Genomic DNA, 23,623 nt, shown 5'->3' on the forward strand with positions numbered 1-23,623 from the left:
GCGGCATGGACTGCGAGCGGCTGCGCGAGGAGGGCGCCGAGCTGGCGCTCGGGATCCTTCCCGCGCGCGAGCGGGCCGAGGCGGTGACCCATCTGGACCGCTGCCCGGACTGCCGGGCGTACGTGGAGCGGCTGACGGTGGTCGGTGACGGGCTGCTCGGGCTGCTGCCGGGGGCGGAGCCGCCGGCGGGTTTCGAGAGCCGGGTGGTACGGGGGATGCTCCCCGCGGCCGCCCCCGCGGCCCCCGCGGCCCCTGCGGTGGCCGGGCGCCGGACGGGGGGGCGCCTGCTGCGGGGGCGCCGCTTCCGGATGGCGGCGGCGGGCGTGGCCACGGCCCTGGCCTTCGGTTTCGGCGGCTGGGCGGTGGGGACCGTGGTGGAGAGCGCCCCCCGGGTGGTGGCCCCGGCGTCGCACGTCCTGGAGGCGGCGCTGGTCTCCCCGGACCGGGCGGGGAACGGCCGGGAGGTGGGCCGGATCTACGCGCACCCGGCGGACGCCACGGGCGGGAACGGCTGGGTGTACATGTCGGTCGACCTCGGTGACGGAGCGGCGGCCGACGGCCCGGTGCGGTGCTTCCTGGTGCGCGCCGACGGGTCCGCCGTACCGCTCGGTTCGTTCCACGTGAAGGCCGGTTACGGCTACTGGGGCGCCCCGGCCCCCGTGGACCCGGCCGCCGGCGCCCTGAGCGGCGCCCGCCTGGTGGCCGCGGACGGCACGGTCCTGGCGACGGCCCGTTTCGCCGGAGCAGACGGGACGGGGCCGGCGGTTTCCTCCTTGAGGACGCCTCCCCCGGGGGCCTACTGGCGGGCATCCGCACGGTCGCGGCCGGGGAGTTCCTCCTCGCGCCCCCGGTGACCCGGTGTCTGACCGCCGAGTTCGCACGGCTGCCTGCGGCGCACCACACGCCGGGCCCTCTGCCGTAGGTCCTCTACCGGGGCAGCCGCATGCCGTCGGCGACCGAAATCGCGCATCCTGTCGGTTTTTTCGCGGAGCTGGACGGTGCCGCTGCCGAAGGGCGGCGGCCTGCACGGTCTCGCCCCGGAGCCAGTGGTCACCGCCCTGGTGTGCGGGCATCGAGGCCGCGCTCGCCGCGTTCGCCCCGGCGAACGGTACGGCGCGGTGGATCGTGTCGCTCGACGCCCGGCGCGGTGTGGACGCCGACGCGCCCCTGCGCGTCGGGTCCGCAGATCCGCCGACGGTACGGAGCGCAGGGGCGGAAGGGGGCCTGAGCGCCGTCGGCGACTACGGCCGGGCCCACGACACGATCGTCGAGGAGGGACGGCTCTCCCGCTCGCCGCGACCGGGAGCGGGCAGGGCGGCAACCCCCTTCTCCGTGTACGAACGCTGGTGACGGCCCCCGGGGAAACTCCACCCGAGGGCTCCACAGGGCCCACCAGAGGGACTCCACCGGGGCCCGGGGAGGGCCCTCCACCGGGGGCCGGGGACGCCCGGGTCCGGCCCCCGGAAAGGCACCCCCTAGGCCGCCACCGCGTCGACGAAGACGTCGGGGTTGTCGAACATGACGTTGTGGCCGGCGCCGGGGACGGTCACGACGTCCACGCCTGCGGCCCGGAGCCCGTCCGCGCCGGGCAGGTCGCCGCTGAGTTCGCCCTGCAGGTAGACGCGTGGGATGCGCGCCCGGACGAACATCTCCCGCATCACGGGCTCGGTGCCCCGCACCAGGCGGGCGGCGGAGCGGTGCAGGGCGAGCGGGTCGGCCAGGCGCATGGTGGCCGCCCAGGCCGGCCCGACGTGCTCCAGGACGCGGGCGAAGCCCCCGCCCCGTACGAACTCCTCCTCCGTGTACGACGCGATGCCGCTGCTGCCGGCCGTCGGTGCCGGAAACGGGTCGAGGTTGCCCTCGGTGACGACGAGCCGTCCCACCAGGTCGGGCCTGCGGTGGGCGAGGACGATGGCGACCGCGCCGCCCATGCTGTGTCCGGCGATCACCCCGCCGCGCACCCCGGCCGCGTCGAGCGCGGCGGCCAGGGCCTCCGCGTGGTCCTCCAGCCCGTAGTCGAAGTCGGCGGGCCGGTCGCTGATGCCGTGCCCCGGCAGGTCGACGAAGAGGACCCGTCTGCCGGCGAGTTCGGGTCGGGCCGCGATGTGCGCGTGGTAGACGGTCGACGCGGCGCCGAGGCCGTGCACGAACACCACCGCGGGCCCTTCCCCGGCCGCCTCGGTCCATCGGATGACGCTGCCCCGCTCGTCGAATCGTGCCTCGCGCACGGTCCACTCCCCTCTCGAATACATCGCCACCACAGTACTACGTCAGCGCAGTACTACGACAGCGTCATCCTGAGGGAGAATGCGGGCATGCTGGAACTGTCGATCCTCGGTTTCCTCTACGAGACCCCGCTGCACGGCTACGAGCTGCGCAAACGCATCACCGCCCTCACCGGCCACGTACGTCCGGTGGGCGAGTCCACCCTCTATCCGGCGATCAAGCGCCTGGAGAAGGCCGGCCTGCTGGTACGGGAGACCCGGCCCGGCCCGGCCGCCGCCCCCCGCCAGGTCCTCACCCTCACCCCCGCCGGCCGGGACGAACTCAGGCGCCGTCTCGCCGACGCCGAAGGCCCCGAAGTGACCGACGAGAACCGCTGGTTCACCCTCCTGGCCTTCCTGCGCCACCTCGACGACCCCGCCGCCCAGGCCGTGGTCCTGCGCCGCCGCCTCGCCTTCCTGGAAGAACCCGCCAGCTTCTTCTACGACGGGGACCGCCCCCTGCGCGCCGAGGAACTGGACGACCCGTTCCGCCATGGCATCCTGACCGTCGCCCGCGCCACCACCCAGGCGGAACTCGCCTGGCTCCGCACCACCCTCACCGGCCTGGAGAGCACCTGAGGCCCGCCTTTCGGATCATGCAGGGCTCGCCCGGCGGCTCGGTCAGGGCGCCAGGATGCGCGGTGCGACGCGCCGGGGCGGTCGCCGGCCATCGGGGCGGACGCCTTGGCCGGCGCCCCGAGCGACGACAACGTCCGCGGCCGCCCCGAGGCATCCGGTACCGAGCGGGCAGACGCGGGGAAGGGGGTTGGGTGTGGGCGTCTCGTTCCCCACCCGCCGTTCCACCCGTGGGTCCAGGTGCGGAAGGCGCCGGATCAGCGGGCTGGGAACACGACAAGGACCGACTGGATCACCGACCTCGCCCTCCTCCTCGTCGTCTTCCGCCAGCTGCGGGAAGGCCGACTCACCCCCAAGACCTTCCTCATCCCGCTCGGCATCGTCGCCCTCGGCATCGCCGGGGGCATCCGCACCCACGCCCCCACCCACACCTGACCGTACGGCCTGACCACGGGTCATGGTCAGGCCGTACGAGGTCAGAAGCAGCCGGCGGGTCGAGTCGGTGGAGCGGGTCGGGTCCGTGGGTCAGGGCCCCTTCGAGCCGCCGGTCGACGCGGAGGCTCGCGGCGCTGGGTGGGGATTTTGTTTGCCCGGTCCCGGTGTGCTGGACGATGCTGATCGACATGCCGTCGACGCATGCGCTGACCCACGTGGACAGCCTCTTCATCAACTTCCGGGACTTCGCCTTCCCCGACGGACGGGGGCACGGGTACCGGTGGGTCGACATGAAGCGTTTCCACCTGCCGCCCGACACACCGGACGACGGACACCTGCTGATCGCCCTGCTCGCCCATCCGGAATTCCGGGACACGTACGACGGAGCCGGCCTGTGGCTCGAACCACGCCATGGACAGTGGTGGGCGGACCGCATAAGCCCGGACACCTACCTGCCCGTCGACGAGGTCACCGCCACTGTCGTGATCAGCTCATGGGCCGCCGACGGCGTCGGTGTCCCCGCCGATCTGGACGAGCGACTGCAGGAAGCGGTCTACACGCCGATCCGCCGGGCGACGAGCCGGTACGTCCTGGGGGGCCTCCCCGAGGAGGCGCACCACGACTACGGTCCCATCCACGGCGAGTTCCACGAACTCGTTCTCGTCGACCGTCCCGAGGGTGTCCTCACCCTTCTGGTCGCCGCCGACGACTGACGGATGCGGATACGGCGGCGATCGACAGGTGCGGCCACCGGCCGGGGCATCGACAGGCTCCGTGCCGACATCCGGGCTTACGCCCTCGACCGCCTCGGTCGGCACACCCCAGGAGGGCAGGTGACCGCCGCAGTACCGGACATCCCGAAGAGCTCCTCGCAGCCCGCGAGCCCGCTCACCCTCACGGGTGGACGCTCCTGCGAACGCCAATCCTCGCGGGAGAGACGGAACCGCTGGGACTCGACGACCTTTCCGTGCAGGACGTCACGCGTGATGCCATCGGGGCGGTAGCCGAGTTTCCGCGACACGGACACCGAGGAGATGTTGTCGGTGAAGGACATCGACGTCGCCGACACCGCGCCCAGTCCCTCGAAGGCGAGGTGCAGCATGGCGGCGCGCATTTCGGTCCCGAGGCCCCGACCCTGGTGGTCCAGCCCGATCCACGAGCCCGAAACGATCTCGCGGCGGATGCCGAAATCCACGGCTCGCATGTCCTGAACGCCCACGGGGCGGCCCTCGAAGAAAGCGACGAGTTCCAGCGCCCAGTCCTGCGGCGTCCACCGTCCCAGCCGACTCCAGTGCAGCTGCACCACATGTCGTGCGCGCTCGGCCGGCGGCAGGTCGGTCCAGGGTGTCAGAAAGGGCCTGGCGTTCGGATCGTGAACGCCCCGCGCGGCGACATCGGCGACCTCCGCCAGTTCCTCCTCGGAGGGAAGTCGCAGCTCCAGACGCGGAGACCTCACGCTGAGGCCCTTCATAGGCCAGTGTTCGACAAGCACGCGCGCCATTCTGTGCAGACCGTGACCGGAGCGGACCCCCTTTTCCCGCTCCCCCAGGCCCGGCGATGCCACTCGTACTGCTTCCGCTCCTCCATCAGGTCCGGCAGACACGCACGAGCGATGAGCAGGCCATCAGGGACACCCTTCTCCGGCTCGCGACGCTCGCGCTGAGCGGTCCGTACCCGCTCACCGCCCGGTGCCCCGATCCCCTTGAAACGGCATCGGCAGCCCCTGATGCCGTCTCTCACGCTCGGCGAGCTGTTGCAGCGCTTCCGCATCGGCCATCTGTCGTCGAGAAGGAACGGATCGAAGTGGCCCCGCCTGATCACCGTCTGGTTCTCCTACGGCCGGTACGGCGTGCTGTCACCCGTTGTTGAGCTCAAGGGGGGGAGCGGCTCCCACTCCGGCAGCCAGTCGGTGGCCGTCCCGCCGGTCAGCGCGAGGTGGAACCAGTCGCTGAAGCCGAGGTCGGTGTCGTGCCAGTCCGCCCAGCCGCGGCGGAACGCCGAGACCGTTCAGGCCCCGCCCTCGACATCCATCCGGTCAGCTCCTCGATCCACGCCCCGGTGTGGCCGGCGGCCCCTCACGGGGGACTGACATCGGTGCGAGAGCGCCGGCGGCCTGCTGGCCGGGCGCGTTGATCCTCCGGTCGTGGACGGGTTCGCGAGGTCAGGGCGTGGCAGCGGTGTTGCCGGGCCGCGGGTCGAGACCATTCGTGATCGCCTGAGGACCGGTGTCGATGAGACTGCCGGCCTCGGCACGGCCTGGTGAGCCGATCCGCACGAGCAGGGACTGCCGGGGTGGAGTTCTTCGTCCGCTCCGTCTCCTCCGTCTCCTGGCCGAACACGCCGAGCACACCGAGCACACCGAGCACGCGGTGGTCCGGGCCGGGTGTCGGAGGACCGCCCCCGCACGCTCGGGTCACGGCCTTCGTGGTGTCGGCAGGCCGTCCGCCGTCCTCGCGTCCGCTTGCCCGTCGGATCTCTTGACGGCCCGGGCGCGCCCTCACATACTGGCGGCCAAATCGATTTGGCCAAATCGATTTGGCTCCCCGTCCGGGGCCGGATCGCGGCTGAACCACGACGTATCGAACGCCGAACGGAGCTCGAACGTGACCAGTCCCCGCCCCCGCCCGTCCCTGCCCCCGCCCACCTCCCCCACTCCGCTCCCGAGCCCGGCCGCGTCGCCGGACGAGGCTCCGGACACCCCCCTCACCGACGGACCTCCGCACGCGGCGGCGGTGCACCCCGTCGACGAGCGCCGTCCGCTCGGCCGGATCCTGCTGTTCGGGATCCAGCACGTGCTCGTGATGGCCGCCACGCCCATCTCCGCGATCTTCCTGATGAGCGCCACCCTGCGGCTCGACGCCCAGCTGACCGTCGACCTGCTGTCCGCGGCCTTCGTGCTGTCGGGAGTCGGTTCGCTCATCCAGTCGCTCGGACCCTGGAAGTTCGGGCCCCGGCTGCCCTTCGTGATGCTGCCGGGCGGCGCCCCGCTCGTGCTGTTCCTGGCCATCGCCGGGCAGCACGGCCTGCCGACGGCGTGCGGCGCGGTCGTCCTCACCGCGCTGTTCTCCTTCGTGGTGCTGCCCCTCTTCTCGCGGCTGCTCGCGTTCTTCCCCAGCCTGGTGATCGGCACGATGATCGTCATCGTCGGCGTGAACCTGGTGAAGGTGGGCGCCGTCCTGGTCACCGGCCGACCCGGTGAGCCGGGCTTCGCCCAGCCGCAGAACCTCCTGCTCGGCATCGCGACGATCGGCTTCACCGTCGCGTTCTACCTGCTGTTCTCCGGCGTCGTGCGCCAGCTCGCCGTCATGCTCGGCCTGCTGGCCGGCACCGCGCTCGCCGCCGCGCTCGGCCGCGTCCCCCTCGGCCACGCCGCCGACGGCGGGCTGCTCAGCCTGCCGCACCTGATGCCCTTCGGCACCCCGCGCTTCGACCTGCTCGCCGCGCTGCCCCTGATGCTCTACAGCCTCGCCTCGATGGCCGAGGCCACCGGCCAGACCGTCATCAACGCCCAGGCCGTCGGCAAGGAGATCGACCAGCGCGTCCACGTGCCCAGGACCGTCCGCGGCGATGCCCTCACCTCCCTGTTCGGCGGGTTCTTCGGGCTGCCGCTCATGGTGACCAGCGGCGAGAACATCGGCATCGTCCGGGTCACCGGCGTCCGCAGCCGCTTCGTCACCGCGACCGCCGGCGTCGCCCTCATCGTCATCGGCTTCCTCGCCCCCGTCACCCGGGCGATCAGCGTCATCCCGTCCGCCGTCGTCGGCGGCACCGCGATGGTCGTCTTCGCCGTGATCACCGTGCTCGGCGTCCAGATGCTCGGCCGCTCCGACCTCGACCGGCACACCAGCACCTTCGTCTGCGCCGTCGCCCTCGCCCTCGGCCTGCTGCCGATCCTCGTCCCCGGCGTGTACGGCGGCTTCCCGCCCAACCTCCGCATCCTCCTCGAAAGCGGCGTCGCCGTCGGCGCGTTCGTCGCCGCCGTCCTCAACGTCCTCTTCCACCACGTCCGGCCCGGCGTCGCCGCCCGGCTGACCGGCCTCCGCGCGGAAAGCGACCGATGAACCAGCACACCCCCCTGCGAGACCTGCTCGAATCCCCCGGCCCTCTCCTCCTCGTCCCGGACGCCGTCCTCCTCCCCGAAGGCCCCGCCACCGGCCACGCCGTGGTCGTCACCGGCGGCGTCTTCACCGCGGTGGGGCCGGCCGGGGAACTGATCGGCCGCCATCCGGACACCGCCCCCGTACGCCTCCCCGGCCACCTCCTCATGCCCGGCTTCGTCGACGCCCACCACCACCTCACCCAGAGCTTCGGCGCCGCCCTCGCCTTCGGCGAGCCGTCGGAGATCTTCCGCCGGGTGTGGGTACCGCTGGAGGGCGCACTGGACGAGGAATCGGCCTACGTGGCCGCCAAGTTGGCCGCGCTCGAAGCGCTGCGCGGCGGCTTCACCACCGTCACGGACGCCGGGACCCGCGCGGACGTCGACGTGGACGTGATCGCGACCGCCACCCGTGAAGCCGGCCTCCGCTGCGCCCTGGGCCTCGTCTGCAACGACCAGGACGGCACGGCTCCCGCCGGCCCCGGCGTCCTGGAGCGCGCCGAGAAGCACCTCGTACGGTACGAGGGCGATCCCCTGGTCCACGCCTCCCTCGCCGTCTCCATCCCCGAGGCGGCCACCGAGGAGACGTTGCGCCGGACCGCCGCGCTCGCCGCGGCGGCCGGGGCCGTCGTCCAGATCCACGTCAACGAGCACCTGGCCGCCGTCGAGCGGTCCCTCCTGACCCACGGCCTGCGGCCGCTGGAGCACCTGCACGCGATCGGCGCGCTCGGCCCCCAGCTGCTCGCCGCGCACGCCACCCTGCTCACCCCGCACGAACTCACCCTGCTCGCCACCACCGGGGCCGCCGTGAGCTACAACCCCGTGGCCAGCGCGTGGAAGGGCAACGCCGTCGCGCCCGCCACCGCCATGGCCGAACGCGGCATCCGGTTCGGCCTCGGCACCGACGGCACCCGCGGGGACGGCTTCCGGCTCGCCGAGGCGGCCGAGTTCGCCCAGCGGATCGCCTACGGACTCGCCGGCGGGGACTCCTCGTGCGGCGCGGGCTGGACCTGGCTGGAGCACGCCACCCGTGGCGGCGCCGACGCCGTGGGGCTGGGCGCGCGCACCGGCACGATCGCCCCGGGCCTGGCGGCCGACTTCCTCCTCGTCGACGTCACCACCCCCGAACTCGCGCTCTCCCACGACCTTCCCTGGGAGCTGGTGCGGCGCGGCAACAGGGACCAGATCACCGCCGTGTTCGTCGAGGGACGCCTCAGAATGTGGTGCGGCGGGCCGGTCGGGTGGGACGGGTCGGCACTGGTCCGGCGCGCCGCCGCGCTGGCCGAGGCGACCGTGTCCCGGGCGGCGATCACCCGCGCGCACCCGACGTCCACCCGGGCCCGCGCGGCCGTGGCCGGCCGGGGACGGAGCACGGCGCGATGACCGGCGAGACCCTGACGGTGCTCGCGCTGACCGTGACCGCCGCCTCCTTCGTCCAGGGCAGCAGCGGCCTGGGCTTCGCGCTGATCGTCGCCCCGGTGGCCGGGATCCTGGACCCCGGGCTGCTGCCGGTGTTCGTCCTGGCGTCGATGGTGCCGCTCAACCTGTACGTCGCCTGGCGCGAGCGCGCCTCGCTCGATCTGCGCGGCGCGGGCTGGATCACCGCCGCGCGGCTCGCGGCCACGCCCGCCGGCCTGGCGCTGCTGTGGGTGATCCCGGACCGCCGGCTCGGGCTGTACGTGGGCATCGCGACCGTCCTGGCGGCCGTGGTGAGCCTGGCTGCACCGGCCTTCACGCCGGGCAGGGCCGCCTATGTCGGCGCGGGCGCGGTGACCGGCCTGACGGAGACGGCGACGGGCGTCGGCGGTCCGCCGCTGGCGCTGGTCTACCAGCACCGGCCTCCGGCCGAGCTGCGCTCGACCGTGGCGGCCTGTTTCCTCGTCGGCGAAGTCGCCTCGCTCGCCCTGCTGTTCGCGACGGGCCGGGGCGACACGGCGGACCTCGGGCTCGCCCTGGCGCTGGCGCCGGCGATCGGGGTGGGCGCGTGGCTGAGCCGGCTGGTGCACCACCGGATCGACGCCCGCAGGATGCGCCTGTTCGTGCTGGTCTTCGCGTTGGTGTCGGGGGCGGTGCTCATGGTGGGCGTCTGATCCGGGCCGCCCTCGCGGCTGCCCGGGCCCGGCGGCCGGGTCCGGCCCTGCCGTCCGGCCCCGGCGGCTCGCCCCGGCCCCGCCGTTCCCGCCGTCCCGTTCCCGCCGTCCCGTCCCCGTCCCGCCGCCCCGTCCGCGTCCCGCCGTCCCCGCCTCGCCCCGTTCCCGCCCCGTCCCCGCCTCGTCGGCAGACGGCCGGGCGGTACGGCGGCGGCTCAGCGGGCCGTCGCCGGCGGGGGCGTCCGCAGCGACGACCCGCGCGGGATCACCGTCGGAGGCGGCACCGTCACCACGGCCTCGGCCGGGATGTCCCCCCGCAGCCGTCCGAGCAACAGGTCCACGGCGGCGGCCGCCGCCCGGTCCAGGTGCAGGTCGACGGCGGTCAGCGGCGGCTGCGCGGTGCGGGCGCGCAGCCCGTCGTAACGGGTGACGACCATGACGTCGTCGGGGACGGCGCGCCCGCTGTCCCGGACGGCCCGCAGCGCGCCCACGGCGAAGGCGTCGACCAGGGCGCACACCGCGTCGAGGTCGGGGTGCTCGGCGAGCAGGGCGGCGCACCGCTCGTAGCCGGCCTGCTCGCCGCCGGCCTCCGGGGCGCTCGCCACGATCGGCTGCCAGCCGTGCTCGGCGGCGAGCCGTTCGTAGGCGGCGCGCGCGTCCACCGACGAGTGCCGGTCGCCGGAGCCGACGAGCAGGGCGGGCCGCCTCGCGCCCTGCTCCCGCAGATGGGTCAGGAGCGCCTCGGCGACGGCGGCGCCGTGCAGGTCGACGTACGGGACGGCCTCGTCCGGCGAGACGGGCCGGCCGAGCGCCACGTACGGCAGGCCTCGCTGCCGCAGCCGGGCCGCGGCGGCGTCGTCCACGTCGGGCTCCACGACGATGGCGCCGTCGATGTCGACCGAGTCCAGGGCGGCGCCCGACTGCACGGGCGGTACGAGCACGAGCGCGTAGTCGTGCAGGAGCGCGCTCTCGGCGGCCGCGGCGGCGACCTCCATGTAGAAGCCGAGCCGGGACGGGCCGCCGGCCACCGCGAAGGGCATCGACGAGGCGAGCGCGATCGCCCGGGCCTCGCCGCGCCGCAGCCGCTGGGCCCGCAGGTTGGGGCGGTAACCCAGCTCGGCCGCCACCTGCTTGATGCGTTCACGGGTCCGGGGGTCGACCTTGCCGAGGCCGTTTAGGGCGTGCGAGACGGTGGTCCGCGACACCCCCGCCGTACGGGCGACGTCGGCGATCGTCGGCGGTCGCGGGCTCGCTCCGGACCCGGAAGGGGGCATCTGCCGTCGCTCCTCTGGTCGTGCCGCACGGCACGGGGTGGGGTGGTGGGTCGTCCTATCTTCGCCGACGCTCAGAGCCGGCGGTGCAGGATGTGCAGGCCGACCGGGCCGCGTCGGGGGTGCTCCTACGCCTCCGGCACGGTGCCCGGGATCGTGAAGCCGAGGGACCCCCGCAGGCGCGGGGCGGGGTCGGTCTCCACGACGGCGGGGAACACCGTCGCCGTGTGGCCGTCGCGACGGGCCTCGTCCAGGACGTGTCCGGCCAGGAGGCGCCCGATGCCGCGGCCGGCGTGGGCGGGGCCGGCCATGAAGCCGGCGTGGGCCACGCCCCTGGCCGGGCCGCCGTGGTGGGGGCGCGCGGAGGCGGGGGCGACGATCGCTCCGGCCGCGCCCGCCCTGTCCCCGGCCGTCGGGCCGGCCTCCGGCGCCGGGTCCGCCTCGACGGCGAAGACGCGGGGGTCGGGGGCTGTCCACAGGGCCCGGGCGGCCTGCTCGTCGGTGTCCCGGTCCCGGGCGTACGTCTCGCCCGCGGCGACGGTCTCGTGCCAGAAGGGCAGGCCGGCCGGCCAGCCGTCCGCCGTCGCGTCCCGTACCCGTGGCCTGCCGCCCGTGCGGTCACCCATTTCGCTCTCCCCCACCGTCCGTGATCACCTCCATGATCCGTCGTGCGGCCCGCCCGGCGCCAGACCGCTCTCGGCCCGCTCCCCCGGCCGGTGCGCCCGCCGTGTGGTCCGCCGGCCGCCCGGCCCCGGAGACCCCGGCGCCGGGCGGCGCGTGCCTAAGATCAACGGGACGGGGGCGGCGGACGAGACACGGGAGAGGCGGCGGACATGGCGGACGAGCGCGTGTACCTGGTGACCGGGGGCGGGACGGGAATCGGGGCCGCGACCGCGCGGTCGCTGGCGCAGGCGGGGCACAGGGTGGCGGTGTCCGGGCGCCGCCCCGAGCCGCTGCGGCTGGTCGCCGAGGAGACCGGCGCCCTGCCCGTGCCGTCGGACATCGGGGACCCCGCCGCGGTGGCCTCGCTCGTCGAGACGGTGGTCGGCGCGTACGGGAGGCTCGACGGTCTGGTGCTCAACGCCGGCATCGGGCGGGGCGGCGGGGTGGGCGAGGTGACCCCGGAGGACTGGGACGAGGTCATGCGGACCAACCTCACCGGTCCGTTCCTGCTGCTGCGCGCCGCGCTCCCGCACCTGCTCGACGCCCGCGGCGCGGTGGTCGCGGTGGCCTCGGTGTCCGCCCTGCGCAACGGCGTCGGGAACGCCGCCTACGCCACTTCCAAGGCGGCGCTGCTCCAGCTGTGCCGCTCGCTCGCGGTCGACTACGGGGGCGCGGGGCTGCGCGCCAACACCGTGTGCCCGAGCTGGGTGCGCACCGACATGGCGGACCGCCGGATGAACCGGTTCGCCGACGAGGCGGGCCTGGGCGGGGACGGGGTGGAGGCGGCGTACGAAGAGGTGACCCGGGTCCTGCCCGCCGGGCGGCCCGGCGAGCCGCAGGAGGTCGCGGAGGCCGTCGCCTGGCTGCTGTCGCCCGCGGCCTCGTTCGTGAACGGTGCGGTGCTCACCGTCGACGGCGGCGCGACCGCGCTCGACCCGGGCACCCTCGGCTTCGAGTTCCGGCTGGAGCCGCGCGCCCCGCGTGCCTGACCGGCGGTCACGGCCGGGGGCCGGTCGCGTGCGGCCGACCGGTCGTGATGCGCTGCGCACGGCGGTGGTCCACGTCACAGCCGGCGCCACGGCGCCCCCCTCTGCGGCGCGCACGCCGGGGGGCGGTCCCGCGGGGTCCTGACCAGCGGCGACGACATGCGTGGCAGCTCCCACTACGATGCCAGTGCTTGAATGGAACGTCGTCTTTCGCCCAGCAAGGAGAAACCCTGTGCCCCTCGTGTCCGTCGTGATGCCCGTGTACAACTCGGCAGCGACGCTCGGTGCGGCGGTCCGGTCGGTGCTCTCCCAGACGCACGTGGACCTGGAGCTGCTGGTGACCGACGACAAGTCGTCCGATGACTCCATGGACCTGCTGAGGGAGTTCGCCCGGCAGGACGAGCGCGTCAAGCCGGAGTCGGCGCCGGAGCAGGGCGGTGCCGGCCGTGCCCGCAACCTCGCGATCGAGCGGGCCCGGGGGGATTACGTCGCCTTCCTCGACAGCGACGACATGTGGCTTCCGGAGAAGACCGAGCGTCAGGTCGAGTTCGCCGCTGCGGGCGATGCGCCCCTGACGTTCACCTCCTACTACAAGATGGACGCCGACTACGACGGCGAGAGCACCGACTTCGTCCCCAACGGGCGGGTGGTCCGCGCGCGGGAGCACGTGGACTACCGGGCGATGCTGGTGCGGGACCACATCGGCGCCCTGACCGCCATGTACGACCGCAAGGTCCTCGGCACGCGGCTGATGCCGGAGATGCGCAAGCGGCAGGACTACGCCCTGTGGCTGTCGATCATGCGGGACGGCGCCGACGCCCGGGGCCTGACCGAACCGCTCGCGGTGTACAGGTCCCACCAGGCGGGATCGCTGTCCTCCAACAAGCTGTCTCTGGTCCCGTACAACTGGGAGCTGTACCGCGAGCACGAGGGGCTCTCGGTCCCCCGGTCGACGCGGGCGCTGGCCGGCGCCGTGTGGCAGTCGCTGCGCAACTCGCGGATCTAGAAACCCCTCGGCGGGGCCGGGCGTCCGCCCGTACGGCGAAGGGGTGCGCCTGCGGCCACCCGGGCGGACGGCTCCGGCTCCCCGCGGCATGTCCGCCCGGTGGCCGACGCCGTCGGATCGCTTCGTCACGCCGTGAGCCGGCGGGGACCCGCCGGCTCACCACGACGGGGGTCACCCCCTGGTTCGGGCGTCCGTGGGCCGGTACCGGCTGGCGAGTCCTCCGAGCAGGAAGGCCGCCGGTACGGAGATCAGGCCCGGGGTGTGCAGCGGGTACCAGTCGAAGCTCGCCCCCGGCCTGAGGGCGTACTCCGTGCCGGAGACGATGGGCGAGAACAAGGTGAGCAGGACGCAGAGCGCCAGCCCTCCGTAGACGGCCCACAGCAGCCCTCGCCGATTGAACCCGGGCCAGTGGAAGGAGTAGATCAGCACCGGGAAGACGCACGTCGCCGCGACGCTCATCGAGAAGGTGACCAGGAACTCGACCGGGTAGCCGTGGACGGCCGCGGACAGCGTCATCGACACGACGCACAGGACGATCACAGCCGTCCGCAGCACCCTCAGCTCTCTTCCCTCGTCGTGCCGCGCGCCGCGCGGGAGCCGGGCGAACACATCGCGGGCGAAGGAGACGGCGGCCGCGAAGGTCACGCTGGTGACGGTCGTGAGGACGGCCAGGAAGGCGACGCACGCCATGGCGGTGATGAGCGTGACGCGCAGGTCCGATCCGCCTCCGAGCACCTCGGAGGCGAGCAGGATCGGGGCCGCCTGCCCGTTGGGGTCGACCCCGCCGATGTCCCGGCTGCCCACCACGGCCGCCGCCGAGAAGCCCGTGGCGATCAGCAGGAGGAAGAAGACGCCCGCCAACGCCACGGCGATGCTCGTGGAACGCCGCGCCGAGGTGCCGGAACGGGAGGCGCCGACGCGCAGGATCAGGTGGGGCATCATGGCCGTCCCGAGGATGACGACCATGTGGTCGCTGAGCGTGTTGAGCGGTCCGAGGTCCGCCGTGTGCGCCCACAGCCCGTGCTTCAGGTAGCCCTGGGGCGACATGCTCCGGGCGGCCGCCGCGGAGAGCAGGTCTCCCGGGTCCCAGGAGAACCTCCTCAGGGCGAGCACACCGACCAGGGCGAGCACCGCCAGGGTGACGACGACCTTGACGACCTGGACGAAACTCGTGCCGCGCAGATCCGCCACGGCGGCGAAGCAGGCGACGAGGCAGCCCATCAGGACGGTGCAGCCGATCTGCGCGCCGTCGCTCGACAGCCCGATGAGCAGCGCGGCGGTGATGCCGCCGGCCCTCAACTGGACGATGAGCAGCGGAACCGTGATGACCAGGGTGACCACGGCCGCGGCCGTGCGCGGCCCGGGCCCCTCCGCGCGCAGGGCGAAGAGGTCGCCGAGCGTGAAGCGGCCGGTGTCGCGTATCCGCCGGGCGAGGAGCAGCAGGACGCCGAGGGCGATGACGCTGTCGACGGCGGAGGCGAGGCCGTCGTACCCGAAGAGGGCGACGGCGCCGGTCGTCGCGAACAGCGTGACCACCGAGATCTGTTCTCCCGCCGTGGCGAATCCGTTGAGGACGGGCGACAGGGAGCGGCCGGCGGTGTAGAGCCGTTCGGGGTGGTCCTCCTGGGTGGCGAGGGTGAAGACCCACAGGAGCGCCACGCCGATGAAGACCAGGAACGCGACGATGACCGGTCCCCTGGCTTCCGCGCCGACGGGGTCGACCAGGCCCGTCCCGAAGAGCTCTCGGATCACCGCTTCACCGCCCGGTCTCGTCAGGGGTGCGGGACGTGCCCGCGGCGTGGCCGTCGTACCGCCAGGCGGTGGCCACGAAGACCCCGAGCTGGAGAAGGCCCCACGCGATGCCGAGGGTGAGGTGTCCGTACAGGCGGGCGCCGGACAGCGAAGAGCTCCAGGACAGCAGGATGCCGATCGCCAGGGGGACGGCGTTGGCGACGAGGAAGGCCCGCTGGGCCTCGCGTTCCCGTACGAGGACGGTGGGCGACGGGTGCGGCTCCGGTGTGTGTCCGGGCGGGGGCGGGGTGAACGAAGAAGGCACGGGATCCTCGGGTCGCTGAAGGGGCGCGGTGCGCGCACTCACACAAACTCGAATGCATTCGAGTTTTAGGGCTCCTTGCGCGGCGCCGTCAAGGCCCCGCCGCCGCCCCCATCCGGGACGGAACGGCACCGACAGGGACATCCGACCCCCGCCGAGGGTGGCCCCACCCCCCCTTCCATGCTCGCGGGACCTTGACGGCACGTTGCCGACAGATAAACTCGAATCAATTCGAGTTCTAGTTCCACGCTCTCGGCCCACGCCCTCGGCCCCCACCCCGGCCCTCGGCCCACACGCCGGCCCGCGCCCCCGCCTCTTGGCGACGACGCCCACGAGGCGCATTCCGCGGCGTGGGCACGGAGACCGCCACCCGTGATCGGGGCGACGCTCCGGCCCCCTCGGCGCACGGCGCTCGCCTTCTGGAGCACGGTCCTGGCCGGCGGCATCACGGTCGCGGTCGCGGTGAACATCCGGTCGGCGCCGTGCTCTTCACCGACCGGGACCGGGTCGACGTCGACGCCGTGATCGCCCACCGCCGGGAGCACCTCTCCGACTTCGAGGTACCGCTGCACACGACCGTCGCCACCAAGACGCTGCCCCGCAACCCGAGCGGCACGCTCCTGAAGAACCGCCCGCGCGAGCAGGCCCGTCGGGGCGCCCCGCCGCGCCGAGACGTGCCCTGCGGCCGCGTGGAACCCCTCCTCCCTCCCCCACACACATCCCAGCAAGGAGAAGAGCAGCCGTGACAGAGACACGACAGCATGACAGGGGCGGCATCTCACGTCGCGTGGTCCTGGCGGGCGGCGGGGCCGTGGCCGCGGGCAGCGGCTTCGCCCTCGGACGCGTCTCGCCCGCCTCCGCGACGGTCCCGGGGCCGGGGCCGGTCCAGGAGGCCGACGTGGACGTCGTGGTCGTCGGGGCCGGTGTCTCCGGCCTCACCGCGGCCCGCCGCCTGGTGCAGGCCGGCCGATCGGTGCTCGTCCTGGAGGCCGACGACCGCGTGGGCGGCCGGACCCTCAACCTCAGCGTCGGCAAGGGCGTCATCACCGAGGGTGGCGGGCAGTGGGCCGGTCCCGGTCAGGACCGCCTCTTCGCGCTCCTCGACGAGCTCGGTCTGAAGACCTTCAAGACCCATGTCGACGGCACGTCGCTCCTTCACCACAAGGGCGTACGGCGGGAGTTCACCGGGTCGATCCCCCCGCTGCCGGGGAAGGCCCTGGAGGACTTCGGCCGACTGGCGGCGACGCTGGAGAAGATGGCCGCGACCGTTCCCGTGGACGCCCCGTGGAACGCGAAGAACGCCGTCGCGTTGGACAGCACGACCTTCGGGCACTGGCTGGACGCCAACGCCGGCACGGAAGAGTCCAAGTGGCTGTTCACGCTGGCGTTCACCGTCATCCAGGGCGAGGACCCGCACAACACCTCGCTCCTCATGCTCCTCTTCCACATCGCGGGCGCCGCCGGGATCGAGCACATGATCTCCACGACCGGGGGCGCCCAGGAGTCGCGCGTGGTCGGCGGCACCCAGCGGATCTGCCTGGAGATGGCCGAGCAGTTGGGCAAGCGCGTGGTGCTCGGCTCGCCGGTCGGCGAGATCCGCCGACGGGGCGGGGACGTCCTCGTCCGGTCGGCGAAGGCCGACGTGCGCTGCAAGCGGGTGATCGTCGCCATGTCGCCGGCGGACGCCGAGCGCATCCGCTTCACCCCCCGCCTCCCCACCCGTCGCACCTCGCTCCAGCGCAAGTGGCACAACGGCACGGAGAGCAAGCTGTTCGCGGTCTATGAGAAGCCGTTCTGGCGGGCCGAGGGACTCAACGGGTCGGCGATGACCGATCTGCCGTTCGCGCGCTTCGTCGTCGACAACTCGCCGCCCGACGGCAGCGTGGGCATCCTCCTGACGTTCATGGGCACCGCGGGCTCCGGGCCCGGTCACACCTGGAGCGACGAGGTCCTCGACGACCCCGCCGAGCGCCGGGCCGCGTTCCTCGCCGACCTGGTGACGCTGTTCGGTCCCGAGGCGGCCCGTCCGATCCGCTTCCTGGAGCAGGACTGGGCCCACGAGCCCTGGATCGACGGCTGCGTGAGCACGACGCCGCCGGGTCTGCTCACCCAGTACACGGACGCCGTACGCGCGCCGGTGGGCCGCGTCCACTGGGCGGGCACCGAGACGGCGACCGCGTACCAGGGCTACATCGAGGGAGCGGTCCAGGCCGGCGAGCGCGCCGCGAAGGAGGTCGGCGCCGTGCTGAGACTCCCGTGAGGAGTGGGCCTCGCCCCCGACGAAACCTTGACGGCGCTTCGCCGACGACTAAACTCGAATCAATTCGAGTTTAGTCTCGCGCCCTCCACCCCGGACGTCGGCCCCCGCACCCCGCACCTCGCCGCACGGTCCTGCGGCAGCCCCCACCCCACGCATCCGCCGCAGCACAGCGGCAGCCATCAGACACACCTGTGGAGCCGCACGATCCAGCGGCAGCCATGAGAACGGAGAGGCCATGACGCAGCGAGTCGTCTTCATCGGAGCCGCGGATGAGATGCGCCGACCGGCCACCGTCCGCCGCCTCGACCTGTACGGCCGCGAGAACCTGCCCGAGGTGATCAGCGGAGCCGCCCCGGTCGTCCTGGACGCGGGCCCCTCCGTCCGCACCTCGGAGCCGGTGATCGAGGCGTGTCTCGAGGCCCGCGTGCCCCACCTCGGCTTCGACGCCGCGAGTGAGCTCGACACCGTCGAGGACATCGAACTCGGCCGGCTGTTCGGCGACGAGCGCCCCGACGTCGGCCGCGCCGTCCTCGAACGCGTCGGCACCCCCGCGAGGAGATCGTCGCGTCGGTCTGACGAGCGGCGGAGCGTCAGTCGTGGGCACCCTGCCGCACGGCGTACGTCTCGAGGTAGGCGGTGATGAAGCGCCGCGCCTCGTCGATGGTCACGTCGTCACCGGTCGGAACGGTGCGGAACGCGACGTCGAAGAGCCGGTTGCCGGCCTCGAAGGCGAGCTGCAGCACGAGCGGCGGGGTGTCCGCGACGAGGAACCGATGCTCCACGAGGAAGGTGCGCATCCGCTCCCCCTGCGCCCGGTCGAAGGCCTGCACCAGTTCGTCGATCCGCTCGCTGCGTCCGGAGAACCACACCTCGGCGCAGTCGCGGTGGGCGCGGAAGTACTCCAGGAACACGTCGACGACGGCGTCGACGGCCGCGCGCAGCGTAGGCGGTCCGGGCTCGTCGAGCATCGCCGCGATGAGCGCGTCGAGCTCGCCGATGTGCCGCTGCAGGAGGGCGGCGTCGACCTGATGGCGATCGGAGAAGTAGTGGTACACGGAGGTGATCGGGATGCCGACCCGCTCGCTGACCGCCTTGAGGGTCGCCCCCTCGTAGCCCTGCTCGACGAGCAGCGTCTCGGCCGCGTCGAGGATCGCCCGCCGGCGCTCCATCCCACGGCGCTGCGCCGGACGGCTCGACGCCTGAGTTGTCGGATTTCGCTCGAACACGATGACAGATCGTAGCAGTTGCCACGCCGCACCCCCCTTTGTCGCTTCCCGCCGCCTCCTCGCCGGCTTCGTCGCGGCGCCCCCCCCTGGCCCGCCCTGCCGGGGATCTTCGCCTCCGCCTGACGCGGCTGACCCCGCTCCCGGTGGGACCGGCGGTCCCACCAGCCACACCACACCAGCCCCCACCAGAACGCTTTCGACAGAACGTTTTCGACAGAAGAACGGAGAGGCCCCGACCGGGCCGCACACCCATGATTTCCACTTCCTTCACCGAACTGTTCGGCGTGGACCACCCGGTCGCCTGCGGCGGGATGACCGGCGTCGGCACGGCGGAGCTCATCTCCGCGGTGGCCGACGCCGGGGCGCTCGGCTTCCTGACGGCGCTGACCCAGCCCACCCCCGAGGCGCTGGCGGCGGAGATCGCCCGCTGCCGCGAGATGACCGACCGGCCCTTCGGCGTCAACCTCACCATCCTGCCCACCATCCAGCCGGTGCCCTACGCGGAGTACCGCGCGGCCATCATCGAAAGCGGCGTCACGGTGGTGGAGACCGCGGGCAGCAACCCGGCCGAGCACGTGGCGGACTTCAAGGCCCACGGCGTCAAGGTGATCCACAAGGCGGTGGCCGTGCGGCACGCCGTCAAGGCCCAGAAGCTCGGCGTCGACGCGGTCAGCATCGACGGCTTCGAGTGCGCCGGCCACCCCGGCGAGGAGGACATCCCCGGCCTCGTCCTCATCCCGGCCGCCGCCCGGCAGCTGGACATCCCCATCATCGCCAGCGGCGGTTTCGCCACCGGCAGCGGACTGGCGGCCGCCCTCGCGCTGGGGGCCTGCGCCATCAACATGGGCACCCGCTTCGTCGCCAGCGCCGAGGCCCCGGTGCACCGGAACGTCAAGGACCAGATCGTCGCCAACGACGAACGGGCCACCCAGCTGGTCTTCCGCGAGTTCGGCAACACCGGCCGGGTGGCGCGCAACGCGATCTCCGAGGAGATCGTCACCCGCTCGAAGCGCCCCGGAGCGGTCTTCGCCGACGTCGCCGACCTGGCCTCCGGCGTCCGCGGCCGCACCCGCGTGCTCCAAGAGGGGCGGATGGACGACGGCCTGTGGTGGGCCGGGCAGGCCCAGGGCCTGATCGAGTCCGTCGCCACCTGCGAGGAGATCGTCAGCGGCATCGTGACCGACGCCGAGAAGATCATCGGCCGGCTCGCCGACCTGCGCGGATGACCCCGGCGCCGACCGCACCACAGAGACAGGAACCCGCTCCCATGACCTGGACCACCCTCCACCACCACGTCGACGACGGCATCCTCACCGTCACCCTCGACCGCCCCGGCCGCCTCAACGCCTTCACCCCCACCATGGCCGCAGAACTCGCACGCACCTTCACCGAGGTCAACGACAACGACGACGTGCGCGCCGTCATCGTCACCGGCGCGGGCCAGGCCTTCTGCGCCGGCATGGACCTCGGCACCGAGGGCAACGCCTTCGGACTCGACGAGTCGCGCACCCCCACCCTGGCCGACCTGCGCGACCTGAACGACCCCGCCGTCAGCCGGGTCCGGGACACCGGCGGCCGGGTCACCCTCGCCATCCACGCCTGCCGCAAGCCCGTGATCGCCGCGATCAACGGCGCCGCCGTCGGCATCGGCGCCACCATGACCCTGGCCATGGACGCCCGGCTGATGTCCACCGACGCACGCTTCGGCCTGGTCTTCGGCCGCCTGGGCATCACCCCCGAGGCCGTCTCCACCTGGTTCCTCCCGCGCCTGGTCGGCCTGCCCAGGGCCCTGGACCTGCTCTACTGCGCCGACATCCTCGGCGCCCGGGCCACCGCGGACGCCGGCCTCGCCACCGAGGTCCACCACCCCGACCAGCTCCTCAAGCGCGCCGTCGAACTGGCGGACCGCTGGACGCGCGGCCGCTCCCGGGTCTCCACCGCGCTGATCCGCCAGATGACCTACCGCAACGCCTTCCTGGACGACCCGCAGGAGGCACACCGGGTGGAGTCCCTGGCCATGTTCTACTCCAGCACCGGCGACGGCGCGGAGGGCGTGGCGGCCTTCCGCGAGAAGCGCACCCCGGTCTTCACCCGACGGGCCTCCGCGATGCCGCCGTTCTACGACGAGTGGCTCGCGCGCTGAGCGCACGGGCCTCCGTCCAGGAAGGCCAGCAGCCGGTCGTCGAACTCCTTCGGCGCGGCGACCGGCAGGGAGTGGTGGGTGGCTCCGGGAAGCAGGGCCACCTCGGCGTGCGGGAGCAGCCGACGGGCCCGGTCGGCGACCGCGGCGGCGCGGTGGGTGCGGCTGTCTTCCGCGAGCAGGACCAGGACCGGCATGCCGAGACCGGCGGCGCGAGGGCGGGAGCCGGTGACCAGCTTGCGGCCGGGGACGGTGGTGGCGAGCGCGTAGAGACGCTGCCAGGTCTCGTCCGGGCGGGTTCCCGCCGTCTCCCAGGCCAGGAAGGCGCGGGCCCGGGCCTCGCTCGGGCGGACCAGGGTGGGCAGCGCGCGCAGCAGGTAGCCGGGGCGGAAGCCGGCGAAGACCTGGGTGGGGTCCACGAGGGCGAGACGGTCCACCCGTGACGGTGCGTGCGTCGCGTACCTGGCGGCCAGCCAGGCGCCGTACGAGTGGCCGCACAGGTGCGTGCGGGCGAGCCCGAGGCCGTCCAGGAGTGCGTCCAGCCAGGCCGTGAGGTCGTCGGCGTTCCTCAGCGGTGCGCCCCGGCGTTCGGTGCGGCCGGCGTCGCCCATCAGGTCCACCGCGTGGACCCGGTACCGCTCCCCCAGTGCTGGTGCGTTGGCGAACCAGACGAGGCCGGTCGCGGAGCCGCCGGGCAGCAGGAGCAGCGGGCTGCCGCCCGGTGCGCCGTACACATGGACCCGGGTGGGTCCGTACGGGGTGGCGACGTCACGCTCCTCGGTGGACTCGGGCCAGCGGGCCCGCAGTTCGTCGTACGCGCGGTCGAACTCGGACGGGGACACGACCTCGGACGGGGACACGACGATTCCTCTCGCTGGGCGATAATCTCGCTCAGCGAGATATTAGTCGTGGGACCGAGGAGTGTGCATGGACGATCGGAGTCCGGCGATGGGACTGGTGCACCTGCTGCGCGCGGTCACCGTGGAGTTCGACGTGCTCGGCGCCGAGTTCGCGGCGCGCCACGGGCTGCATCCCACCGATGTGCGCGCGCTGATCCACCTGCTGGACGCGGAGCGCGCCGGCATCCGGGCCACGCCCGGATGGCTCGGCGGGCAGCTGCGGCTGAACTCCGCCGGGACCACCTCCCTGGTGGACCGGCTGGAGCGGCTCGGTCTGGTCTCGCGCGGCAGGGATACGGCCGACCGGCGGCGCGTGCTGCTGAAGGTGGAGGAGAAGGCCACGGAGCTCGGGTGGGCCTTCTTCGGGCCGGTGATCGGCGAAGTGGTGGCGGTGGCGGAGGATTTCGGGGCGGACGAGCTGGAGACGGTACGCCGTTTCCTCACCGCCGTACGGGAGTCCGTCGGGCGGGTGCGTCCGGTCTGACGGGGCTTCGGCCGGCGAGGGCGCCCGGCCTCGTGGCCGCCGATGATGCCCGGTCCCGGTGCCCGTCACCTCGCCCGGTCCCGGTGCCCGTCACCTCGCCCGGCCCCGGTGGCCGCCGCCCCGTCCGGTCCGGTGGCCGCCGCCTCGCCCCCGTGCATGGCATGGAGCGGGGTGGGGCGGACAGTCGCGCGTCGGTCGTGTCCGCCCCGGGCACACGTGTCGTGCGCTATGCGGCGGGGGCGAGTTCGGCGCGGCCGAACAGCAGCGCGTAGCCCGCGGGGAGCTGGTGGAGGATGCGGGTCATGAGTTCGGGGCCGGCGTGGGCCGCGACGGCGGAGAAGACCGATCCGGTGTCCCAGCGGGTGGTGGCCAGGGAGGCGCCGGCGCGGGCGGCGAGTTCCTTGACGAACGCCCAGCCCCCCAGCGGCCGGGGGTCGGGGATCTGGGCGGTGAGGATGCACGCGGCCTCGAACGGCAGGCGGGCGGCCAGTTCGACGCGTTCGTCACCGGTCAGCTGGCGCCCCAGTCCCCCGAGGACGAGGCGGACGGCTTCCTCGGCCCTCTCGCGGTCGGGGTAGGCGCCGTCGTGGCGGACCTTCTCCAGCATCTGCTCGTACGCCCTTCCGTAGGGCTGCCGGAACGGTGCGCTCTGGTCGGACATCACTGCGGTGGTTGCCTTTCTGTCACCGGGTCGTGGTGGCCGGCGCGCGGCCACCGGAGGTGGAGTGGTCAGGTGGGCCGTGGGCGGCCGAAGAGGAGGTCGTAGCCCGCGGGCAGCTGGAGCAGGACCTCCTGGAGGAGGTCGTCGCCGGCGGCGTCGGCGACCGTGGAGAGGACGGCGCCGACGTCCCAGGCCGCGGTCCGTTCCGTCGCGCCCTCGATCCAGGCCGCCGTCGCCCGTACGAACCGCTCGGGCGAGAGCGGCTCGGCGCTCTGCAGCGGGTTGAGCAGGATCAGGGCGAAGCCTTCCGGCAGGCGCGCGGCCAACCGGGCGCGCACCTCGCCCACCAGGTGTGCGCCCAGCAGGGCGAGCACCACGCGGGCCGCGCGTTCGGCCTCCTGCACGGTGTCGTACGTGCCGCGTTCCCTCACCTGATCGAGAAACACTTCGCGTCGTACGGTCACGTCGACCGCCGTCCTTCCTCGGTCCAGGGGTGCGGAGGACGGGTGAGGG

The 23,623-nt window shown here is 73.5% G+C and carries 26 protein-coding genes; 16 read left to right on the forward strand and 10 right to left on the reverse strand.

Annotated features, from left to right (window positions below):
* Positions 1 to 5: 5 nt before the first annotated feature.
* Positions 6 to 854, forward strand: a complete 849-nt coding sequence (locus ACFYUZ_RS25005; RefSeq protein ID WP_389313172.1) for an anti-sigma factor family protein — start codon at positions 6 to 8, stop codon at positions 852 to 854.
* A gap of 271 nt (positions 855 to 1,125) precedes the next feature.
* Positions 1,126 to 1,350, forward strand: a complete 225-nt coding sequence (locus tag ACFYUZ_RS25010; RefSeq protein WP_389312710.1) for a hypothetical protein — start codon at positions 1,126 to 1,128, stop codon at positions 1,348 to 1,350.
* A gap of 125 nt (positions 1,351 to 1,475) precedes the next feature.
* Here the strand turns inward: ACFYUZ_RS25010 and ACFYUZ_RS25015 are convergent, their stop codons facing one another.
* Positions 1,476 to 2,228 (reverse strand): alpha/beta fold hydrolase, encoded by a 753-nt coding sequence (locus ACFYUZ_RS25015; protein WP_389312712.1) that lies wholly within the window; start codon positions 2,226 to 2,228, stop codon positions 1,476 to 1,478.
* Between the two features lie 87 nt (positions 2,229 to 2,315).
* Between ACFYUZ_RS25015 and ACFYUZ_RS25020 the strand changes: the two genes are divergently transcribed.
* The 3 genes from ACFYUZ_RS25020 (at position 2,316) to ACFYUZ_RS25030 (ending at position 3,988) form a co-directional block, all read left to right on the forward strand.
* Complete coding sequence (locus ACFYUZ_RS25020) at positions 2,316 to 2,843, forward strand: PadR family transcriptional regulator (protein ID WP_389312714.1); 528 nt, start codon at positions 2,316 to 2,318, stop codon at positions 2,841 to 2,843.
* A gap of 237 nt (positions 2,844 to 3,080) precedes the next feature.
* The gene (locus ACFYUZ_RS25025; protein WP_389313193.1) at positions 3,081 to 3,275 is read left to right on the forward strand and encodes a hypothetical protein; all 195 of its coding nucleotides are present in this window, start codon (positions 3,081 to 3,083) and stop codon (positions 3,273 to 3,275) included.
* A 188-nt stretch (positions 3,276 to 3,463) separates the two neighbouring features.
* Positions 3,464 to 3,988, forward strand: a complete 525-nt coding sequence (locus ACFYUZ_RS25030) for a hypothetical protein (protein WP_389312716.1) — start codon at positions 3,464 to 3,466, stop codon at positions 3,986 to 3,988.
* Positions 3,989 to 4,065: 77 nt separating this feature from the next.
* On the opposite strand, the gene ACFYUZ_RS25035 is transcribed toward ACFYUZ_RS25030, so the two are convergent.
* Positions 4,066 to 4,767 (reverse strand): GNAT family N-acetyltransferase, encoded by a 702-nt coding sequence (locus tag ACFYUZ_RS25035; RefSeq protein WP_389312718.1) that lies wholly within the window; start codon positions 4,765 to 4,767, stop codon positions 4,066 to 4,068.
* Positions 4,768 to 6,007: 1,240 nt separating this feature from the next.
* On the opposite strand from ACFYUZ_RS25035, the gene ACFYUZ_RS25040 reads away from it, so the two are divergent.
* From ACFYUZ_RS25040 to ACFYUZ_RS25050, 3 genes are read left to right on the forward strand one after another with little or no spacing between them, the layout of a single operon-like run.
* Positions 6,008 to 7,336, forward strand: coding sequence for a uracil-xanthine permease family protein (locus ACFYUZ_RS25040; RefSeq protein ID WP_389313174.1), 1,329 nt, complete (start codon positions 6,008 to 6,010; stop codon positions 7,334 to 7,336).
* Entirely contained in the window at positions 7,333 to 8,754 is a 1,422-nt protein-coding gene (locus tag ACFYUZ_RS25045; protein ID WP_389312720.1) for an amidohydrolase family protein, read from the forward strand. Before ACFYUZ_RS25040 ends, ACFYUZ_RS25045 begins: the two co-directional genes overlap by 4 nt.
* Positions 8,751 to 9,461: a sulfite exporter TauE/SafE family protein gene (locus ACFYUZ_RS25050; RefSeq protein ID WP_389312722.1), complete on the forward strand. Its 711-nt coding sequence runs from the start codon at positions 8,751 to 8,753 to the stop codon at positions 9,459 to 9,461. Before ACFYUZ_RS25045 ends, ACFYUZ_RS25050 begins: the two co-directional genes overlap by 4 nt.
* Positions 9,462 to 9,676: 215 nt before the next feature.
* Here ACFYUZ_RS25050 and ACFYUZ_RS25055 read toward each other — a convergent pair whose 3' ends face one another.
* Both ACFYUZ_RS25055 and ACFYUZ_RS25060 read right to left on the reverse strand, forming a co-directional pair.
* Entirely contained in the window at positions 9,677 to 10,735 is a 1,059-nt protein-coding gene (locus ACFYUZ_RS25055) for a LacI family DNA-binding transcriptional regulator (protein ID WP_389312724.1), read from the reverse strand.
* A 125-nt stretch (positions 10,736 to 10,860) separates the two neighbouring features.
* Positions 10,861 to 11,358, reverse strand: a complete 498-nt coding sequence (locus ACFYUZ_RS25060; RefSeq protein WP_389312726.1) for a GNAT family N-acetyltransferase — start codon at positions 11,356 to 11,358, stop codon at positions 10,861 to 10,863.
* 207 nt (positions 11,359 to 11,565) lie between these two features.
* Between ACFYUZ_RS25060 and ACFYUZ_RS25065 the strand changes: the two genes are divergently transcribed.
* Both ACFYUZ_RS25065 and ACFYUZ_RS25070 read left to right on the forward strand, forming a co-directional pair.
* The gene (locus tag ACFYUZ_RS25065; RefSeq protein ID WP_389312728.1) at positions 11,566 to 12,384 is read left to right on the forward strand and encodes an SDR family NAD(P)-dependent oxidoreductase; all 819 of its coding nucleotides are present in this window, start codon (positions 11,566 to 11,568) and stop codon (positions 12,382 to 12,384) included.
* 229 nt (positions 12,385 to 12,613) lie between these two features.
* Positions 12,614 to 13,387 carry a glycosyltransferase family 2 protein gene (locus ACFYUZ_RS25070; RefSeq protein ID WP_389312730.1) on the forward strand — a complete coding sequence of 258 codons (774 nt, stop codon included), beginning with the start codon at positions 12,614 to 12,616 and terminating at the stop codon, positions 13,385 to 13,387.
* A gap of 171 nt (positions 13,388 to 13,558) precedes the next feature.
* On the opposite strand, the gene ACFYUZ_RS25075 is transcribed toward ACFYUZ_RS25070, so the two are convergent.
* Positions 13,559 to 15,139 (reverse strand): transporter, encoded by a 1,581-nt coding sequence (locus ACFYUZ_RS25075; RefSeq protein ID WP_389312732.1) that lies wholly within the window; start codon positions 15,137 to 15,139, stop codon positions 13,559 to 13,561.
* 4 nt (positions 15,140 to 15,143) lie between these two features.
* Entirely contained in the window at positions 15,144 to 15,443 is a 300-nt protein-coding gene (locus ACFYUZ_RS25080; RefSeq protein WP_389312734.1) for a hypothetical protein, read from the reverse strand.
* A gap of 479 nt (positions 15,444 to 15,922) precedes the next feature.
* Between ACFYUZ_RS25080 and ACFYUZ_RS25085 the strand changes: the two genes are divergently transcribed.
* From ACFYUZ_RS25085 to ACFYUZ_RS25095, 3 genes are all read left to right on the forward strand, one after another.
* Positions 15,923 to 16,186 carry a hypothetical protein gene (locus ACFYUZ_RS25085; RefSeq protein WP_389312736.1) on the forward strand — a complete coding sequence of 88 codons (264 nt, stop codon included), beginning with the start codon at positions 15,923 to 15,925 and terminating at the stop codon, positions 16,184 to 16,186.
* On the forward strand, positions 16,183 to 17,700 hold the full coding sequence (locus tag ACFYUZ_RS25090; RefSeq protein WP_389312738.1) for a flavin monoamine oxidase family protein: 1,518 nt from the start codon (positions 16,183 to 16,185) through the stop codon (positions 17,698 to 17,700). Before ACFYUZ_RS25085 ends, ACFYUZ_RS25090 begins: the two co-directional genes overlap by 4 nt.
* 235 nt (positions 17,701 to 17,935) lie before the next feature.
* Positions 17,936 to 18,340, forward strand: coding sequence for a hypothetical protein (locus ACFYUZ_RS25095; protein ID WP_389312740.1), 405 nt, complete (start codon positions 17,936 to 17,938; stop codon positions 18,338 to 18,340).
* On the opposite strand, the gene ACFYUZ_RS25100 is transcribed toward ACFYUZ_RS25095, so the two are convergent.
* Positions 18,291 to 18,869, reverse strand: coding sequence for a TetR/AcrR family transcriptional regulator (locus ACFYUZ_RS25100; protein ID WP_389312742.1), 579 nt, complete (start codon positions 18,867 to 18,869; stop codon positions 18,291 to 18,293). The genes ACFYUZ_RS25095 and ACFYUZ_RS25100 overlap by 50 nt on opposite strands.
* Positions 18,870 to 19,177: 308 nt before the next feature.
* Between ACFYUZ_RS25100 and ACFYUZ_RS25105 the strand changes: the two genes are divergently transcribed.
* Together ACFYUZ_RS25105 and ACFYUZ_RS25110 are read left to right on the forward strand one after the other, a co-directional pair.
* Complete coding sequence (locus tag ACFYUZ_RS25105) at positions 19,178 to 20,152, forward strand: NAD(P)H-dependent flavin oxidoreductase (protein ID WP_389312744.1); 975 nt, start codon at positions 19,178 to 19,180, stop codon at positions 20,150 to 20,152.
* A gap of 41 nt (positions 20,153 to 20,193) precedes the next feature.
* On the forward strand, positions 20,194 to 21,069 hold the full coding sequence (locus tag ACFYUZ_RS25110) for a crotonase/enoyl-CoA hydratase family protein (RefSeq protein WP_389312746.1): 876 nt from the start codon (positions 20,194 to 20,196) through the stop codon (positions 21,067 to 21,069).
* Here ACFYUZ_RS25110 and ACFYUZ_RS25115 read toward each other — a convergent pair.
* Complete coding sequence (locus ACFYUZ_RS25115) at positions 21,045 to 21,926, reverse strand: alpha/beta fold hydrolase (protein ID WP_389312748.1); 882 nt, start codon at positions 21,924 to 21,926, stop codon at positions 21,045 to 21,047. The two genes, ACFYUZ_RS25110 and ACFYUZ_RS25115, sit on opposite strands and share 25 nt — an antisense overlap.
* A gap of 67 nt (positions 21,927 to 21,993) precedes the next feature.
* Here ACFYUZ_RS25115 and ACFYUZ_RS25120 point away from each other — a divergent pair, with 67 nt between their 5' ends.
* Positions 21,994 to 22,449 carry a MarR family winged helix-turn-helix transcriptional regulator gene (locus ACFYUZ_RS25120; RefSeq protein ID WP_389312750.1) on the forward strand — a complete coding sequence of 152 codons (456 nt, stop codon included), beginning with the start codon at positions 21,994 to 21,996 and terminating at the stop codon, positions 22,447 to 22,449.
* A 226-nt stretch (positions 22,450 to 22,675) separates the two neighbouring features.
* On the opposite strand, the gene ACFYUZ_RS25125 is transcribed toward ACFYUZ_RS25120, so the two are convergent.
* Positions 22,676 to 23,110, reverse strand: coding sequence for a DUF2267 domain-containing protein (locus tag ACFYUZ_RS25125; protein WP_389312752.1), 435 nt, complete (start codon positions 23,108 to 23,110; stop codon positions 22,676 to 22,678).
* Positions 23,111 to 23,178: 68 nt separating this feature from the next.
* The gene (locus ACFYUZ_RS25130) at positions 23,179 to 23,574 is read right to left on the reverse strand and encodes a DUF2267 domain-containing protein (RefSeq protein WP_389312754.1); all 396 of its coding nucleotides are present in this window, start codon (positions 23,572 to 23,574) and stop codon (positions 23,179 to 23,181) included.
* Positions 23,575 to 23,623 lie beyond the last annotated feature (49 nt).

It is taken from the genome of Streptomyces sp. NPDC004266, assembly GCF_042874095.1.
Lineage (GTDB): Bacteria > Actinomycetota > Actinomycetes > Streptomycetales > Streptomycetaceae > Streptomyces.

What these genes read in the sequence shown, in the direction of transcription:
- ACFYUZ_RS25005 (WP_389313172.1), top strand. Translation starts at nt 6, where the DNA reads ATGGACTGCGAGCGGCTGCGCGAGGAGGGCGCCGAGCTGGCGCTCGGG.
- ACFYUZ_RS25020 (WP_389312714.1), top strand. Translation starts at nt 2,316, where the DNA reads ATGCTGGAACTGTCGATCCTCGGTTTCCTCTACGAGACCCCGCTGCAC.
- ACFYUZ_RS25030 (WP_389312716.1), top strand. Translation starts at nt 3,464, where the DNA reads ATGCCGTCGACGCATGCGCTGACCCACGTGGACAGCCTCTTCATCAAC.
- ACFYUZ_RS25045 (WP_389312720.1), top strand. Translation starts at nt 7,333, where the DNA reads ATGAACCAGCACACCCCCCTGCGAGACCTGCTCGAATCCCCCGGCCCT.
- ACFYUZ_RS25050 (WP_389312722.1), top strand. Translation starts at nt 8,751, where the DNA reads ATGACCGGCGAGACCCTGACGGTGCTCGCGCTGACCGTGACCGCCGCC.
- ACFYUZ_RS25055 (WP_389312724.1), bottom strand. Translation starts at nt 10,735, where the DNA reads ATGCCCCCTTCCGGGTCCGGAGCGAGCCCGCGACCGCCGACGATCGCC.
- ACFYUZ_RS25060 (WP_389312726.1), bottom strand. Translation starts at nt 11,358, where the DNA reads ATGGGTGACCGCACGGGCGGCAGGCCACGGGTACGGGACGCGACGGCG.
- ACFYUZ_RS25065 (WP_389312728.1), top strand. Translation starts at nt 11,566, where the DNA reads ATGGCGGACGAGCGCGTGTACCTGGTGACCGGGGGCGGGACGGGAATC.
- ACFYUZ_RS25095 (WP_389312740.1), top strand. Translation starts at nt 17,936, where the DNA reads ATGACGCAGCGAGTCGTCTTCATCGGAGCCGCGGATGAGATGCGCCGA.
- ACFYUZ_RS25100 (WP_389312742.1), bottom strand. Translation starts at nt 18,869, where the DNA reads ATGGAGCGCCGGCGGGCGATCCTCGACGCGGCCGAGACGCTGCTCGTC.
- ACFYUZ_RS25105 (WP_389312744.1), top strand. Translation starts at nt 19,178, where the DNA reads ATGATTTCCACTTCCTTCACCGAACTGTTCGGCGTGGACCACCCGGTC.
- ACFYUZ_RS25110 (WP_389312746.1), top strand. Translation starts at nt 20,194, where the DNA reads ATGACCTGGACCACCCTCCACCACCACGTCGACGACGGCATCCTCACC.
- ACFYUZ_RS25120 (WP_389312750.1), top strand. Translation starts at nt 21,994, where the DNA reads ATGGACGATCGGAGTCCGGCGATGGGACTGGTGCACCTGCTGCGCGCG.
- ACFYUZ_RS25125 (WP_389312752.1), bottom strand. Translation starts at nt 23,110, where the DNA reads ATGTCCGACCAGAGCGCACCGTTCCGGCAGCCCTACGGAAGGGCGTAC.